Source organism: Catenuloplanes niger (genome assembly GCF_031458255.1).
Classification (GTDB): domain Bacteria; phylum Actinomycetota; class Actinomycetes; order Mycobacteriales; family Micromonosporaceae; genus Catenuloplanes; species Catenuloplanes niger.
This window is the reverse complement of record NZ_JAVDYC010000001.1, coordinates 1,954,436-1,970,869: the sequence shown is the minus strand read 5'-3', so window position 1 is coordinate 1,970,869 and position 16,434 is coordinate 1,954,436. Positions and strand designations below refer to the sequence as shown.

General features: G+C 70.8%; 12 protein-coding genes. 9 read left to right on the top strand and 3 right to left on the bottom strand.

Annotated features, from left to right (window positions below):
- The first annotated feature begins 216 nt into the window (after window positions 1-216).
- The 3 genes from uvrB (at window position 217) to J2S44_RS08520 (ending at window position 3,903) form a co-directional block, all read left to right on the top strand.
- Window positions 217-2,322: an excinuclease ABC subunit UvrB gene (gene uvrB, locus J2S44_RS08530; protein WP_310410495.1), complete on the top strand. Its 2,106-nt coding sequence runs from the start codon at window positions 217-219 to the stop codon at window positions 2,320-2,322.
- A 481-nt stretch (window positions 2,323-2,803) separates the two neighbouring features.
- Entirely contained in the window at window positions 2,804-3,715 is a 912-nt protein-coding gene (locus J2S44_RS08525) for a helix-turn-helix domain-containing protein (RefSeq protein WP_310410493.1), read from the top strand.
- An 11-nt stretch (window positions 3,716-3,726) separates the two neighbouring features.
- A complete protein-coding gene (locus J2S44_RS08520) occupies window positions 3,727-3,903 on the top strand; it encodes a DUF397 domain-containing protein (protein ID WP_310410491.1) in 177 nt (58 codons plus the stop codon).
- 321 nt (window positions 3,904-4,224) lie between these two features.
- Here J2S44_RS08520 and J2S44_RS08515 read toward each other — a convergent pair whose 3' ends face one another.
- Window positions 4,225-4,518 (bottom strand): antibiotic biosynthesis monooxygenase family protein, encoded by a 294-nt coding sequence (locus J2S44_RS08515; RefSeq protein ID WP_310410489.1) that lies wholly within the window; start codon window positions 4,516-4,518, stop codon window positions 4,225-4,227.
- Window positions 4,519-4,932: 414 nt separating this feature from the next.
- Here J2S44_RS08515 and J2S44_RS08510 point away from each other — a divergent pair, with 414 nt between their 5' ends.
- Window positions 4,933-5,922 carry a TerC family protein gene (locus J2S44_RS08510; RefSeq protein ID WP_374727965.1) on the top strand — a complete coding sequence of 330 codons (990 nt, stop codon included), beginning with the start codon at window positions 4,933-4,935 and terminating at the stop codon, window positions 5,920-5,922.
- A 501-nt stretch (window positions 5,923-6,423) separates the two neighbouring features.
- Here the strand turns inward: J2S44_RS08510 and typA are convergent.
- Window positions 6,424-8,289 (bottom strand): translational GTPase TypA, encoded by a 1,866-nt coding sequence (gene typA / locus J2S44_RS08505; protein ID WP_310410486.1) that lies wholly within the window; start codon window positions 8,287-8,289, stop codon window positions 6,424-6,426.
- A 108-nt stretch (window positions 8,290-8,397) separates the two neighbouring features.
- Between typA and J2S44_RS08500 the strand changes: the two genes are divergently transcribed.
- From J2S44_RS08500 to J2S44_RS08485, 4 genes are all read left to right on the top strand, one after another.
- Window positions 8,398-9,045 (top strand): DedA family protein, encoded by a 648-nt coding sequence (locus tag J2S44_RS08500; protein ID WP_374727816.1) that lies wholly within the window; start codon window positions 8,398-8,400, stop codon window positions 9,043-9,045.
- 28 nt (window positions 9,046-9,073) lie between these two features.
- Window positions 9,074-10,708 carry a CocE/NonD family hydrolase gene (locus tag J2S44_RS08495; RefSeq protein ID WP_374727815.1) on the top strand — a complete coding sequence of 545 codons (1,635 nt, stop codon included), beginning with the start codon at window positions 9,074-9,076 and terminating at the stop codon, window positions 10,706-10,708.
- A 161-nt stretch (window positions 10,709-10,869) separates the two neighbouring features.
- Window positions 10,870-11,961: a sporangiospore maturation cell wall hydrolase GsmA gene (gene gsmA, locus J2S44_RS08490; RefSeq protein WP_310410484.1), complete on the top strand. Its 1,092-nt coding sequence runs from the start codon at window positions 10,870-10,872 to the stop codon at window positions 11,959-11,961.
- Between the two features lie 35 nt (window positions 11,962-11,996).
- A complete protein-coding gene (locus tag J2S44_RS08485) occupies window positions 11,997-13,067 on the top strand; it encodes a glycosyltransferase (protein WP_310410482.1) in 1,071 nt (356 codons plus the stop codon).
- 61 nt (window positions 13,068-13,128) lie between these two features.
- On the opposite strand, the gene J2S44_RS08480 is transcribed toward J2S44_RS08485, so the two are convergent.
- Window positions 13,129-13,716, bottom strand: a complete 588-nt coding sequence (locus tag J2S44_RS08480; protein WP_310410480.1) for a TMEM165/GDT1 family protein — start codon at window positions 13,714-13,716, stop codon at window positions 13,129-13,131.
- Window positions 13,717-14,056: 340 nt separating this feature from the next.
- Between J2S44_RS08480 and J2S44_RS08475 the strand changes: the two genes are divergently transcribed.
- Window positions 14,057-16,399: a putative bifunctional diguanylate cyclase/phosphodiesterase gene (locus J2S44_RS08475; RefSeq protein WP_310410478.1), complete on the top strand. Its 2,343-nt coding sequence runs from the start codon at window positions 14,057-14,059 to the stop codon at window positions 16,397-16,399.
- The last annotated feature ends 35 nt before the right edge of the window (window positions 16,400-16,434 follow it).

The window sequence follows — 16,434 nt, the reverse complement described above, 5'->3', positions numbered from 1 at the left end:
GGGCGCGCTCGCCGGGTGATGAGCCCGGGGCTGCGACCGTCGTGCGCCGGTCGAGCGGCCGGTGTGGGGGCCGCGTCGGTGCCGGACGGCCGCCGCGAGCGGCCTACCCGCCAACGGTACGGGTGCTGACCCGGCCACACAATCGTAATATCGAAGGCGATCAAGCACTCGCTGTGACCGGGAAACTTGTCGGACCCCGGGCGTACCGTGGGGGACATGGCGCTCGACATTCCCCGGATCGACAACCGGTTCCAGGTCATCAGCGACTTCAAGCCCTCCGGCGACCAGCCGGCGGCGATCGACGCGCTGGAGCGCCGCGTGCGGGACGGCGAGCGCCACAGCGTGCTGCTCGGCGCGACCGGCACCGGCAAGAGCGCCACCACGGCGTGGCTGGTGGAGCGTCTGCAACGGCCCACGCTGGTGCTCGCGCACAACAAGACGCTCTGCGCGCAGCTCGCCAAGGAGTTCCGCGAGCTGCTGCCGAACAACGCGGTCGAATACTTCGTGTCGTACTACGACTACTACCAGCCCGAGGCGTACATCCCGCAGACCGACACCTACATCGAGAAGGACTCTTCGGTCAACGAGGAGGTGGAGCGGCTGCGGCACTCCGCCACCATGTCGCTGCTCACCCGCCGCGACGTGATCGTGGTGGCGACCGTCTCGGCGATCTACGGCCTGGGCACCCCGCAGGAGTACCTCGAGCGTGCCGCGCGGGTGTCGGTCGGTGAGGAGATCGACCGCGACAAGCTCCTGCGCCGCCTCGTCGAGATCCAGTACACGCGGAACGACATGGCGTTCCAGCGCGGCACGTTCCGGGTGCGCGGCGACACGCTGGAGATCATCCCGGCGTACGAGGAGCTGGCGCTGCGGATCGAGCTGTTCGGCGACGAGGTGGAGAAGATCTCCTATCTGCATCCGCTGACCGGTGACGTGGTGCGCGAGGTGCCGTCCGCACTGATCTTCCCGGCCAGTCACTACGCGACCGGCCAGGAGCGGATGGAGCGCGCGATCGGCGACATCGAGGTGGAGCTGGCCGAGCGGCTCGACGAGCTGGAGCGGCAGAACAAGCTGCTCGAGGCGCAGCGACTGCGCATGCGCACCACGTACGACCTGGAGATGATGAAGCAGGTCGGTTTCTGCAACGGCATCGAGAACTACTCGATGCACATCGACGGCCGGCTGCCCGGCAGCCCGCCGCACTGCCTGCTCGACTACTTCCCGGACGACTTCCTCACCGTCATCGACGAGTCGCACCAGACGATCCCGCAGATCGGCGGCATGTTCGAGGGTGACGCGTCCCGCAAGCGCATGCTGATCGACCACGGTTTCCGGCTGCCGTCCGCGGCCGACAACCGGCCGCTGCGCTTCGACGAGTTCCTGGAGCGGGTCGGCCAGATGGTGTTCCTCTCCGCCACTCCCGGCAACTGGGAGCTGGACCAGACCGGCGGCGAGTTCGTCGAGCAGGTCATCCGCCCGACCGGCCTGGTCGACCCGGAGGTCGTGATCAAGCCGACCAAGGGCCAGATCGACGACCTGATGCACGAGATCAAGCTGCGCACCGAGCGGGACGAGCGGGTCCTGGTCACCACGCTGACCAAGAAGATGGCCGAGGACCTCACGGACTATCTGCTGGAGCACGGCATCCGGGTGCGCTACCTGCACTCCGAGGTCGACACGCTGCGCCGGGTCGAGCTGCTCAGCGAGCTGCGCAAGGGCGACTACGACGTGCTGGTCGGCATCAACCTGCTGCGTGAGGGCCTCGACCTGCCGGAGGTGTCGCTGGTCGCGATCCTCGACGCGGACAAGGAGGGCTTCCTGCGCAGCGGCACCTCGCTGATCCAGACGATCGGCCGTGCCGCGCGTAACGTCTCCGGCCAGGTCCACATGTACGCGGACAAGATCACCCCGTCGATGCGCCTGGCGATCGACGAGACGGACCGGCGCCGGGCGAAGCAGGTGGCGTACAACACCGAGCACGGGCTCTCGCCGCAGCCGCTGCGCAAGAAGATCCACGACATCCTGGACGACATCTACCGCGAGGCGGAGGACACCGAGGCGATCGTCGGCGGCGCCGGGCGGCAGATGTCGCGCGGCAAGGCCCCGGTCCCGGAGACGCGGTCGAAGGGCGGCAAGGGCACGAGCACGCCGGCCCGCGCCGGCATGGCCCGGGCCGAGCTCGCCGAGCTGATCCAGAACCTGAACGAGCAGATGCTCGGTGCCGCGCGCGAATTGCAGTTCGAGCTCGCGGCGCGGATCCGCGACGAGATCAACGAGCTGAAGAAGGAGCTGCGCGGCATGGACGCCGCCGGCGTGAAATAACCGAGAGTAGGGGATCGGCGTCACTCAGCGCAGTGGCGCCGATCATTTTGTGCGGTTTGTTCCTGCACGTGCAGGAGGGACTGCAGGCGCAGATGACAATGCAGGTTCCTTGATGGACACTTTGTTTGTGCAGGTCACCCCGTGGGGGGACAGTGGTTAGGTTTACGGTCATTAACGCCGATTCGCCGTTTCGCGCGCACTATGTGGATCAACAACTTTCCGTGCGCGTGCCGGCCGTCCTCGAAGTCGCTCCGTGACGCACCCGGGTGGCCCGCCCGCGGAGTTCGTCGATGCGTAACACCGCAGGTCGGGCGCGGGGTGCGTGTCGCCCACGGTGGTGATCGCACGAGTCCGCGAAGTGCCCCGCCGGGATGTCCATATCGCTAAACATGCGAATTGGACTGTCTAATTGCGGATGGCTACCGCAACGTTGCTGCCTGTAATCTCCTTGTCGCCCCGAACATCGGCGCCGGGAGAACCAATGCCACCCCCCAAAAGTCCTACGGTCCGCCGGTTGCGCCTGGGCACCGAGCTGCGACAGCTGCGGCGCAGCGCGACCCTCACCCTGGAGCAGGTCTGCGACCGGCTCGGCTGGGCCTCGACCTCGAAGTTGTCCCGGATCGAGCTGGGACAGAGCCGGCCCGACCTGGCCGACATCATGGACCTGTTGGACATCTACGATGTCGACGGTCCGAACCGGGACAAGCTCATCGTCATCGCCCGGGACGCGGCCGCCGCGCGCGGTTGGTGGAAGGCGCTCGGTGACATGGGTCCCCGCCAGCGTCGATATGCGGAGCTGGAAACCGGCGCCGCTGACATTTTCGAGTTCCACCAGTACGTCGTGCCCGGTCTGCTGCAGACGCCGGAGTACGGCCGGGTCCGCGTCCGTTCCGGCCGCGCGCTCTACCCGGGTCTGGACATGGACGCGGACAGCCGCGCCCGCGCGGCCCGGCACGTGGTGCTGCGCCGCGAACAGCCGCCCCGGTACGAGGCGATCATCGACGAGTCCGCGTTCCACCGGCAGGTCGCGCCGCCCGAGGTGATGCGCGGCCAGCTGCGGCACCTGCTCGCCATGGCCGACCTGCCGAACGTGGCGATCCGGCTGCTGCCGTTCCGGACGCCGCTGCAGGACGCGTACGTGCCGCACACCGCGTTCTCCGTCTATTCGTTCCCGGATCCGGCCGACCCGCGCACGGTGGTGCTGGAGACGATGAGCGAGGACGTGCATCTCACGGACGAGGAGGAGGTGGCGCGCTACCTGCTGGTCGCCGAGTGGCTGCGGGCGGCGGCGCTGCCGGAGGAGGAGACGCGTGCCTACCTGGCCCGGGCGGCCGACGTCCGGCCGGAGCAGGCGCGGGCCATCCCCGCGCAGCGCGGGGTCAACGGTGGTTGATACGGAGGGCGATGGGAGCACGTCGAACTGGCTGGGTGAAGAGCAGCCGTAGCCACGCGAACGGCAACTGTGTCGAGGTCGCGGCGAGCGCGGGAACGATCGCGGTCCGGGACTCCAAGGACCCTGGGCCCCGGCTCCGGTTCGCGGGGCCGGCCTGGCGGGCGTTCGTAGCGCGGATCAAGGGCTGACCAGCACAAGCGGAGAGCCGGGCCCCTGGCAGGGGGACCGGCTCTCTCCGTGGCCGGCGTCGCCGGACGCACGCTGGCGTCGCCGGACGCACGCTGGCGTCGCCGGACGCACGCTGGCGTCGCCGGACGCACGCTGGCGTCGCCGGACGCACGCTGGCGTCGCCGGACGCACGCTGGCGTCGCCGGACGCACGCTGGCGTCGCCGGACGCACGCTGGCGCTGCCGGACGGGGCCGGCGTTGTCGCACGCAGCTAGCGGTGTCGGACGCGGCCGGCAATGTCGAATGCGACCGGCGCATCCGGCGCGAGCGGGTGGGTCGGATCAGGCCGGGACGTCGGTGAAGTGCTCGACCCGCGGCGGTCCGGCGAAGAACGGCCCGATCAGCGCCCGCCACTGACCGAAGCGGTCCGTGGCGCGGAAGTTCTCCTCGTGCGCGGCCACCGAGTCCCACTCGACCAGCAGCACGAACCGGTCCGGCGTCTCGATGCCCCGGGTCATCCGCACGGAGCGGCAGCCGGGCGCGCCGGCCAGGATCGGGTGCCCCTTCGCGTACGCAGCCGCGAACGCGTCCTCGTGCCCGGGCACGACGTCGATCAACGCAACCTCAAGAACCATGCCGGCAGTCTCGCACGACCGAAATGCACCTAGCCTCCTAGGATGACCGAGGCGGCGTGACGGAGCGGGGCGAACCTCGGATCCCGGAGCGTGTCGAGCGGCACTGCGGGTCCCCGTTCCCGGCGTCACCGGAATGAGGCACAATTGCGCCCGAAGGAGGGGAGTATTCCCCTTACGGCGGTGTCGTCAGCACGGCGGAAACCCGGAGACGGGTGGACTCCCGGCGCCGTCGGTCACGGACCATGCCATCCCGTGGCGGAAGAGACCTCCGGACAGTCACATACGAGTGCGCATAGCCGTGAGTGGGTATCTTCTTACTTCAGGTAAGAAGTGGCCGCTGCGGCGAAGTGCTGTGTCTGCCGGAGGATTCCGTTGAACGTACCCGCCTGGGTCTGGGCCGTCACGCTGGCCGCGATGGCCGTCGTGCTGATCATCGATCTCGTCGTGATCGGGCGCCGCCCGCACGAACCCTCCCCGCGCGAGTCCGGGATCTGGGTCAGCATCTACATCGGGCTGGCACTGCTCTTCGGCGTCGGCGTCTGGCTCTTCGCCGGGCCGTCCTACGCCGGGCAGTTCTACACGGGCTGGCTCACGGAGTACAGCCTGTCCGCCGACAACCTGTTCGTCTTCGTGGTCATCATGGGCCGCTTCGCGGTGCCCCGGCAGTACCAGCAGACGGTGCTGCTCGTCGGCATCATCCTGGCGCTGGTCATGCGCGGTGCGTTCATCGCCGCCGGTGCCGCGCTGATCACGCAGTTCTCCTGGGTCTTCTACATCTTCGGCGCGTTCCTCATCTACACCGCGATCAACTTCGCGCGGGAGGGGCTCGACGAGGAGGCCGAGGATTTCAAGGAGAACGTGCTGATCCGGTGGAGCCGCCGCGCGCTGCCGATCTCGCCGAACTTCGACGGCGCCCGCCTGACCACGGTGCTCGCCGGCCGCCGCATGTTCACGCCGATGCTGATCGTCATGATCGCGATCGGCACCACCGACCTGATCTTCGCGCTGGACTCGATTCCCGCGATCTTCGGCATCACGCAGGAGCCCTACCTGGTCTTCACCGCGAACGTGTTCGCGCTGATGGGCCTGGTCCAGCTCTACTTCCTGCTCGGCAACCTGATCGAGCGCCTGGTCTACCTCTCCAAGGGCCTGGCGATCATCCTCGCGTTCATCGGCGTCAAGCTGGTCCTCGAGGCGCTCCACGAGAACAACCTGCCGTTCATCAACGGTGGCGAGCACATCGAGTGGGCCCCGACGATCCCGATCTGGCTCTCCCTGGTCGTCATCCTCGGCACGCTGGTCATCGCCACCGTCGCCAGCCTGGTCAAGACCGCGGCCGACGAGCGCAAGGAGGCCCGTCGCAAGGCCGCAGAGTCGACCGACGAGCCGGTTCTCAAGGCATAACGACCGGATTTTCCCGCTCCCGGCCGGTTTCGGCCCGCATGCTCCCGCGGGCACCGGTCGGCCGCGGGCGGCCTCCCTGCCGGATCCGCGGGTGGTCACCACAAACCCGCGGTGCTCGCCACAAACCCCGCAGGGCTAGCCACAAGCGCGTGGTGCTCACCACGAGCGTGCGGTGGTCGCCACGAACACGCGGTGGTCGCCACGAGCGTGCGGTGGTCGCCACAAACGCGGTGGTCGCCACGAACGCGTGGTGGTTCCGGCGAGCACGCGGTGATCGCCCCACGAACGCGCGGATGGTCGCCTACGAACGACGAAAAGCGCCCCGCTCGCCGGAGATCGGTGAGCGGGGCGCTTTCGTCGTGGTGCGGTGCGGCGCGGGCGGTGCCGCGGTGACCGGGTCCGCGCCGGCCCTCTCGTGATCCAGGCGTCGTGCACGCCGTGGGAACGGCATGCACGACGCCTGGCTCGCCGCGACCGGGCTGCCGCCCGGTGGGCGGGAGGTCAGTTCGAGTGCTTGCGGCGGGCGGTGGCGCGGGCGCGCTCCTGCTGGTTGAGGATCACCTTGCGGATGCGGACCGCGGCCGGGGTGACCTCGACGCACTCGTCCTCGCGGCAGAACTCCAGCGCCTGCTCCAGGGAGAGCTTGCGCGGCGGGATCAGCTTCTCGGTCTCGTCGGAGGTGGAAGCCCGCATGTTGGTGAGCTTCTTCTCCTTGGTGATGTTGACGTCCATGTCGTCGGAGCGGGAGTTCTCGCCGACGATCATGCCCTCGTACACCTCGGTCGACGGCTCCACGAAGAGGCTGCCGCGTTCCTGCAGGTTCGTCATCGCGAACGCGGTGACCGGGCCGGAGCGGTCCGCGACCAGCGAGCCGTTGTTGCGGGTGCGCAGCTCGCCGAACCACGGCTCGTACTTCTCGAAGACGTGGTGCAGGATGCCGGTGCCGCGGGTGTCGGTGAGGAACTCGGTGCGGAAGCCGATCAGGCCACGCGCCGGGACCAGCCACTCCATCCGGATCCAGCCGGTGCCGTGGTTGACCATCTGCTCCATCCGGCCCTTGCGGGTCGCGAGGAGCTGGGTGATCGCGCCGAGGTACTCGTCGGGCGCGTCGATGGTGAGGCGCTCGACCGGCTCGCAGACCTTGCCGTCGATCTCCTTCGTGACGACCTGCGGCTTGCCGACGGTCAGCTCGTAGTTCTCCCGGCGCATCTGCTCGACCAGGATGGCCAGCGCCAGCTCGCCACGGCCCTGGACCTCCCAGGCGTCCGGGCGCTCGGTCGGCAGCACGCGCAGCGACACGTTACCGATCAGCTCCGCGTCCAGCCGGTCCTTGACCATGCGGGCGGTGACCTTGGCGCCCTTGACCTTGCCGACCAGCGGCGAGGTGTTGGTGCCGATGGTCATGGAGATGGCCGGCTCGTCGACCGTGATCAGCGGCAGCGCGACCGGGTTCTCCGCGTCGGCCAGCGTCTCGCCGATCATGATCTCCGGGATGCCGGCGACCGCGATGATGTCGCCCGGGCCGGCCGAGGTGGCCGGCTTGCGCTCCAGGCCCTCGGTCATCAGCAGCTCGGAGATGCGGACCTTCGACATGGTGCCGTCGGTCTTGCACCAGGTGACGGTCTGGCCCTTGTTGATCGTGCCCTCGTGCACGCGGCAGAGCGCGAGCCGGCCGAGGAACGGCGAGGCGTCCAGGTTCGTCACGTGCGCCTGGAGCGGCGCGCCCTCGGTGAACGACGGCGCCGGGATGGTGTTCAGCAGCGTGGTGAACAGCGGCAGCAGCGAGTCGCTGTCCTCCGGCACCGTGCCGTCGGCCGGCTGGGTCAGCGAGGCGATGCCGTCGCGCGCGCACGCGTAGACGATCGGGAAGTCGATCTGCTCCTCGTCCGCGTCCAGGTCGAGGAAGAGCTCGTAGGTGTCGTCCACGACCTCCTTGATCCGGGCGTCCGGCCGGTCCACCTTGTTGATCACCAGGATGATCGGCATGCGGGCGGCGAGCGCCTTACGGAGCACGAAGCGGGTCTGCGGGAGCGGGCCCTCGGACGCGTCGACGAGCAGGATGACACCGTCGACCATGGTCAGGCCGCGCTCGACCTCGCCGCCGAAGTCGGCGTGGCCGGGGGTGTCGATGATGTTGATGGTGACGGGGTCGCCGGTCGGGGGCACGTACCGCACGGCGGTGTTCTTCGCCAGGATGGTGATGCCCTTTTCGCGCTCCAGGTCCATGGAGTCCATGACCCGGTCGGCGGCCTCGGCTCGGGCGGAGAACGCGCCACCCTGTGTGAGCATGGCGTCGACCAGCGTGGTCTTGCCGTGGTCTACGTGGGCGATGATCGCGACGTTACGGAGGTCGGAGCGGGTCTGCATACCTTTAGTGTCCCCAACCTGCGATCCAATCGCCTAATCGGGGGTCGATCCCGAGTCGAGTGTGACAACTGAGTCTTGCGATGCTGTCCGGATGACCTCGGGGGTGCCGTGGAAGGCCTGGTAGAGCGGCTGTCCGACCTGCCGCCCACGCTGATCTACCTGGTCGCGGCCGGGCTGGTGCTGCTGGAGACCGCGTCGCTGGTCGGCCTGACCGTGCCGGCCGAGGCGACGCTGCTGCTTGTCGGATTCCTGGCGTTCCAGGACCGGCTGCATCTCGGCGTCGCGCTGGTGGTGATGATCACGGCGGCCGCGGCGGGTGACTCGCTGGCGTTCCGGTCCGGGCGCCGGTACGGGCCCCGGCTGCGGGCGGGGGCGCTGGGCCGGCGGGTCGGCGCCGCGCGGTGGGCCCGAGCGGACGCGCTGATGACCCGGCACGGCGCCCGGGCGATGCTGCCGGTGCGCTGGGTGGCGTTCGTGCGCACGCTCGCGCCGCGGCTGGCCGGGAGCAGCGGCCTGCCGTACCGCCGTTTCCTGCCCTGGAATCTCGCGGGCGTGGTCAGCTGGGTCGGTGTCTCGGTCGTGGCCGGTTACCTGGCCGGCGAGTCGTACCGGCGGATGTCCGCGGTCCTCGGCGGCGCGACCGGCGCGGTGCTGGCCGTGGCCGGGATCGGGGTGGGCGCGCTGCTGGTCGTCCGGGCGCTGCGGCGGCGTGTGCCGTCGCCGGCCCGCACGGGAGAATCCGGCTCGGCTGGGTAAACAGCCCGCGGACGATCGGAGGTTCGGGGTGCTCGAGTCGGTGGTGACGGCGGTGCTGGGGACCGGGCTGGGCCTGCCCAGGCCGGTGCGGCGCGCGGTCGGGGTGAGACGCGATCTGTCGGTGCGGGCCCGTGATGGTGTCATCCTGCGCACCGACCACTACTCGCCCGGTCACGACGGGCCGGCAGTGCTGATCCGGTCGCCGTACGGCCGGGGCACGGTGGTGGCGCTGCTCGGCCGGCTGCTGGCCGAGCGTGGCGTGCACGCGGTGGTCCAGTCGTGTCGCGGCACCTTCGGTTCGGGCGGCCGGTTCGAGCCGCTGATCCACGAACGTGACGACGGCCTGGACACGCTGGCCTGGCTGCGCCGTCAGCCGTGGTACGCGGGCCGCCTCGGCCTGATCGGCGTCAGCTACCAGGGCGCCGCGCACTGGGCGATCGCGGCCGACGCGGCGCCGGACCTGGCGGCCGTGGTCGCGGTGGTGACCACGGCCGCGATGCGCGACCTCACCTACGCGGGCGAGGCGTTCTCGCTGGACACGGTGCTGACCTGGACCGAGCTGCTGGAGGCGCAGACCGACCCCGCGCTGGCCCGCCTGGTCGAGCTGCGCCGGGGCCAGCCGCGGCTGGCTGCCGGGTTCGCGCACCTGCCGCTGTCCGAGGCGGACCGGGTGGCGACCGGCGGCACGGTGCCGTTCTTCCAGCAGTGGCTGGCCGAGCACACGGCCGGCGCGGAGTACTGGCGGGACCGGGTGTTCGGCGAGCGGCTGGCCGAGGTGAGCGCGCCGGTGATGATGGTGGCCGGCTGGCACGACATCTTCCTGCCGGCCCAGCTGGACGACTTCGCGGTGCTGCACGGGGCCGGGCACCGGCCGAGCCTGACGGTCGGGCCGTGGACGCACGGCAGCCTGGGACTGTTCGCGGCCACGGTCCGGGTCGGCGTGTCGTTCCTGACCGGGCACCTGACCGGCGCGGGCACGCCGCCGCCCGGTGGGACGGTCGACGTCACGCTGACCGGCCGCGGCGGCCACCGGGACAGCTGGCCGCCGTCCTACCGCGCCACCGCCTGGTACCTGCGGCCGGATCGGGAGTTGGGCGCGGCGCCGGCCGGGGAGAGCGCGCCGGACACGTTCACCTACGACCCGGCGGACCCGACGCCGTCGATCGGCGGTCCGGTGCTGATGGCGCACCGGTCCGGGCCGGTGGACAACGCGCCGCTGGAGGCGCGGCCCGACGTCCTCACCTACACCGGCGCGCCGCTGGAGCACGACCTGACCGCGATCGGGCCGGTGCACGCGGAGATCTGGGACCGCAGCTCCAATCCGTACCGTGATGTGTTCGTCAGGGTGTGTGAGGTGGATCGGGCGGGCGTGTCCCGGAACGTCTGTGACGGGCTGGTGCGGGTCGAGCCGGGCCGCTTCGACGAGGACGCGGACGGGGTGACCCGGGTGACCGTGCCGCTGTGGCCGATCGGGCACGTGTTCCGCGCCGGTCACCGGCTGCGCGTGCAGGTCAGCGGCGGTGCGCATCCGCGTTGGTCGCGCAACCCGGGCACCGGTGAGCCGCTGGGTGCCGCGGTGGCGCTGCGGTCCGCGGAGCGCGAGATCTTCCACGATGGGGTACGCCGCTCCGCGCTGTATCTGCCCGTCGAGATCAAGAGCTGATTTCCGGAATTTCCCCTCTTGTCACCCGAATAGGCGCTTACGCTCGGTGGCGGATTCGTCTATGTCGGGAAGGGGGAACCGGCATGCGCAGCGGTTCCGCGGCTCGCCACCTGCGAACGGGTGGCGGGCGGCATCGGAGAAGGGCCCGCAACCGGGGAACGGTGAGCATACGCACGGTCGGCCCGGTCGCACTGGCCGTGGCCGGTACGGTGGCCGCGCTCGGCGGCGCGCCGGTCGAGGCGCTCGGCGCCACGGTCAGCAGCACCGTGCACAGCCCGGACACGCCGCTCAACGTCCGCTCCGGCGGGTCGAGCGCGCACCGGAAGGTCGGCGCGCTGGCGAACGGCGCCGCGATCACCGTCAGCTGCCAGGTCTTCGGTGAGCAGGTCGCGGGCGGCGTCCGGAACAGCCCGTACTGGCTGCGCCTGACCGGCGGGGGATACGTCTCCGACGCCTACGTGCGGTGGACACCGGAGCGGCCGCACGTCGCCTGGTGCGGTCCGACCGCCGCGACCGTGCCGATCGCGCGGCCCGGTGACGCGCCGGGACTCAACGTCCGGTCCGTCTCCAACACCGGCGGCCGGGAACTCCGGAAGATCAGGAACGGCGAGTCGTTGCACGTGGTCTGCCAGGACTGGGGCGAGTCGGTGGCCGGCACCCAGCGGCGGAGCGCGGCCTGGAACAAACTGGCCGAGGGCGGGTACGTGGCGGACGCGAACGTGGTCTGGCCGTCCTCACCGACGCTGCCGTGGTGCGGGCAGGCCCCGCCGACCGTGCCGCCGGCCACGCCGGAGGCGTTCATCACCCGCGTCGCCGGCCCGGCCCAGGAGGGCATGCGGCGGTACAACGTGCCCGCGTCCGTGACGATCGCGCAGGCGATCCTGGAGTCCGGGTGGGGCGGCAGCGGGCTGACCCGGCGCGACCACAACTACTTCGGGATCAAGTGCTTCGGCTCGCCGGCCGGGATCGCGGTCGGCTGCCGGTCGTACGAGACCAGCGAGTGCAACAAGAAGACCTGTTTCCGGACCCGGGCGTCGTTCCGGGCGTACCGCAACGCGTCCGGCTCGATGGTCGACCACGGCCGCTTCCTGACCGTGAACCCGCGGTACGCGCCGGCGTTCCAATGGGACTACGCGCCCGAGCGGTTCGCCCGGGCGATCCACAAGGCCGGGTACGCCACCTCGCCGACGTACGCGGACAACCTGATCAACATCATGCGCCGCTACGATCTCACCCGGTTCGACCTGAAGTGACAGAGGTGCGGCCGAGGTGACGAAGGGGTGGCGGCATGGTGATGGGCGCGGCACGGCGGGTGGCCCACGCGGTCCAGCGCGCGTCCGACCTGAAGGTGCGGCAGCCACCCGCGTTGCGCACCGCCGACTCCGTCCCCGGCCGGCCGCCGACCGTCTACTACCTGACGCCGGACAATCCGCGGCCGAGCGGTGGGCTGCGCCAGATCTACCGGCACGTGGACCTGCTCAACGAGTCCGGCACCGCGGCGGCCGTGCTGCACCACGAGCGTGGGTTCCGGTGTGACTGGTTCGCCAACAGCACGCGCGTGGAGTCCGCGGCGGACACCGTGCTCACCCCGGCGGACCTGCTGGTCGTGGCGGAGTGGTACGGGCCGGCGCTCGGCCGCCTGCCCGCGGAACTGCGCAAGGTGATCTTCAATCAGAACGCGTACCGGACGTTCGACCAGCAGCCGTTCGACTCCACGCCGGCCGGCGCGCCGCTGGCCGGCGTGCCGAACGTGCTGGCGCTGCTCGCGGTCTCCGAGGACAACGAGGAGTTCCTCCGGTACGCGTTCCCGCACCTGCCGGTCGGGCGCGCGCGGGTGGTGGTGGACACCGACCTGTTCTTCCCCGGCGACCGCGACGAGATCCCGGCCCGGCGCGTCGCGTACCTGCCGCGCCGCCGCCGGGCCGACGCGGAACAGGTGCTGCACCTGCTGCGGGCGCGCGGCGCGCTCACCGGCTGGGAACTGGTGCCGGTCGACGGCGTACCGGAGGCGCACGTCGCGGAACTGCTGCGCGGTGCCCCGATCTTCCTCAGCTTCAGCGAGCGCGAGGGGTTCGGGCTGCCGCCGGCCGAGGCGATGGCCAGCGGCGCCTACGTGGTCGGCTTCACCGGGCTGGCCGGGCGCGAGTTCTTCGACGAGATGTTCAGCGTGCCGGTGCCGGAGGACGACGTGCTCGCCTTCGCCAAGCGCGCGGAGCAGGCGCTGCAGACCTACGACCAGGACCCCGCGGGGGTACGGGCGATGGGCCGCCTGGCGTACCACCACATCCGCGACCGGTACTCGGCCGACGGGCTGCGCGACGACCTGGCCGCGTTCTACAGCCGCTTCCTCGCCGGGTGAGCCGGGCGCCGTCCGGGGCCGCCGGGGCGACCGGGACGACTTGGGCGACGCCCGGCACCGGTCAGGTGAGCTCCGCGACGGCCTCGGCGATCATCCACACGCCGAAGAGCGCGAACAGCACGGCCGCACCGATCTTGATGGCCTTCTCCGGCAGGTGCCGGCCGAGCAGGCGGCCGACCACGATCGCGAGCGCGTCCGCGGCCACCATGCCGAGCGTGGAGCCGAGCCAGGTGCCGAACCAGCCGTACCGGGTGGCCAGCGTGATCGTGGCCAGCATGGTCTTGTCGCCCAGCTCCGCGACGAAGAACGCGACGCCGACCGCCAGCACCGCGGACCCGGTCGAGCGCTCGGCCTTCTTCTTCTCGTCGTCGGTCAGCGCGTCGCCGCGCAGCGTCCACGCGCCGAAGAAGATGAACGCGATGCCGGAGATCAGCGCGATCCAGCCGGTCGGCAGCGCGGCACCGAGGCCGTAGCCGATGCCGACCGAGGCGAGGTGCACGACCGCGGTGGCGATCGTGATGCCGAGCAGCACCGGCCACGCGCGGTAGCGCAGCGCGAACGTCATCGCCATCAGCTGCGACTTGTCGCCCAGCTCCGCGACGAAGATGACGCCGAAGCTGACGAGGAATGCGACTACGAAGCCTTCCATGAAGCCCTTCCGGTCCTTCTGAGCCGGATCCAGGGCACGGGCGACCTCGACCCGGCTGTGTGTCCTGCGCACAGGCGTGCAACAGCCAGAGTCGAAGGTCTCGCCCGCCCCGGTCGCGAGACCGAGGCCGCGTGGCCGGACGACGTCAGCACGACGCCGTCAGTATGTCGACCACGACATTGGGAGCTACTCCCCTTCGCGATTCCCGACTATAGCGGCTCTGTCCCGGTGACCAACCGTGATGGCCACCACCACGCTTTCCGGAAAACCACATATGTCGCCCACGGTACGGCCGATGGTGGCTGCCGGAAGCGAAGACCGAGACAGACCGGAGGCCGGTGTGACGATCGCTGAGCGCCCGTCCCGGACGCGGCCACACCTGTGGCTGTGGTTCGTGCTCGGCAGCAGCGCCCTCGCCGGCGTGGCCGTGACCCTGCCCGCGGCGCGACCGTTCGCGTTGCTCGGCGGCGAGATCGTCGCGGTCGCCGCGGTCGTGGCCGGGATCCGGCTGCACCGCCCGCGTCGGATGCTGCCCTGGTGGTGCATCCTGGCCGGCGTCTCGGTGCCGATGATCGCGAACGTCACCTGGCTCGGGCTGGCCGTGGCCGGCGTGCACCCGCCGTACCCGGGCCCGGTGGACGCGTTCTACTTCCTGATGTACCCGCTGCTGCTGGTCGGCATGATGGCGCTGCCGGAGCGCGGCGGCCGCGGCGCCTGGCGGACCGGGCTGCTGGAGACCGGCATCTTCGCCTGCGCGGGTGCGGTCCTCTACTGGACGATGCTGTTCGACCCGCTGCTCAACAGCCACGACGCGCGGCTGACCACGGCCGGGCTGTTCTCCCTGTCGTACCCGCTGATGGATCTGCTGATCCTGTGCGGCGCGGTCCGGCTCGCCGTCATCGGCAGCGGGCGCCCGGGCTGGAGCTTGCTCGCGGTCGGTGCCACGGTCGCGCAGACGCTCGGCGACACCATGGTCCTCATCCACATCGTGGAGGGCGGCGACGGATGGGTCGACCTGCTGCCCGCGTCGCTGTGCTGGCTGGCCGCGGCCGTGCTGGTCGGCGCGGCCGCGCTGCACCCGGCGATGGGCGCGGGCGGGCGGCTCTCCGACGTGCGGCGTACCCACCCGCACTGGATGTTCGCCAGCTATCTGGCGCTGGTGCTGATCGTGCCGGCGGCCACCACGGCCTCGCTGCTGACCGAGCTGCGTTCCGGCTCGATCGACGGTCACGACGTCGTGGTCCCGATGGCCGCCACCGCGGTCACGCTGCTGTTGCTGGTGACGCGCCTGACCCAGATCGCCAGCCTGGCGGAGTCCCGGGCCCGCGCGCTGGACCGCCGCGGCGCCGCGCTGGAGCGCGCGCTCGCCCGGCAGGAATCGCTGCAGGACGAGCTCAGCCACCAGGCGCTGCACGACCCGCTGACCGGCCTGCCGAACCGGCTGCTGCTGCGCCAGCGCGTCGAGGCCGCGCTCAGCGGGCCGGCGCCGGCCACGCTGATCATGCTGGACCTGGACGGGTTCAAGGACATCAACGACCGGTTCGGGCACCCGACCGGCGACGCGCTGCTCGCGGTGATCGCGGATCGGCTGCAGGCCGGCCTGCGCTCCGGCGACACGCTGGCGCGGCTCGGCGGCGACGAGTTCGCGGTGCTGCTGGAGGACGTCGTCGACCTGGACGCGGTCACCATCGGCGAGAAGCTGGTCCAGCTGGTCCGGCAGCCGGTCGAGGTCGGCGACCACCGACTGCACACCACGGCCAGCGTCGGCCTGCGCACGCTCGACTCCCGGCTCAGCACGTCGGAGATGCTCCGCGACGTGGACCTCGCGCTCTACGCGGCGAAGGCGGCCGGCAAGGACCGGGTGGTCAGCTTCGACGAGCGGCTGCGCGCCGACCAGCTGCACCGGACCCGCACGGTCGACGGGCTGCGCGCCGCGATCGACCGCGCCGACTTCGCCGTGCACTACCAGCCGCTGGTCGACCTGAGCGACGAGCACACCGTGTCGGTCGAGGCGCTGGTGCGGTGGACGCCCAGCGACGGCAAGCCGATCCCGCCGGACCAGTTCATCTCGGTCGCGGAGGACTCCGGCCTGATCGTGCCGCTCGGCGCGTGGGTGCTGCGCCGTGCCTGCCTGGACGCGGTCGCCTGGCACCACCGGTACGGCGTGCGGCTGTCCGTCAACGTCTCCGTGCGGCAGCTGCGCGAGCCGGACTTCGAGCAGGTCGTCCGGGAGGCGCTGCGGGACTCCGGACTGCCCGCGCACGCGCTCACCCTGGAGATCACCGAGAGCGTGCTGGTCGCGGACGGCGGCGGCGCGGCGATCGCGCACCTCACGTCGCTGCGCAAGATGGGCGTGAAGGTGGCGGTCGACGACTTCGGCACCGGCTACTCCTCGCTGGCGTACCTGCAGCACCTGCCGATCGACAGCATCAAGATCGACAAGGCGTTCGTGCCGGTCGAGGGTCCCGAGGGCCTGCAGCAGGTCTCGCTGATCCGGGCGATCATCGACCTGGCCCGCAGCCTCGCGCTCGGCACCGTGGTCGAGGGCGTGGAGACCGCGGAACAGGCCCGGCTGCTGCGGAACCTCGGCTGCCAGCTCGGCCAGGGCTACCACTTCTCCCGGCCGATCACGGCGGACTCGGTGGATCGCCTGCTCGCGGCGGACCGCTCGCTCGCTTTTTGACGCGCGTCACGTGGGCATAAGCGCTTTTTCGCCCC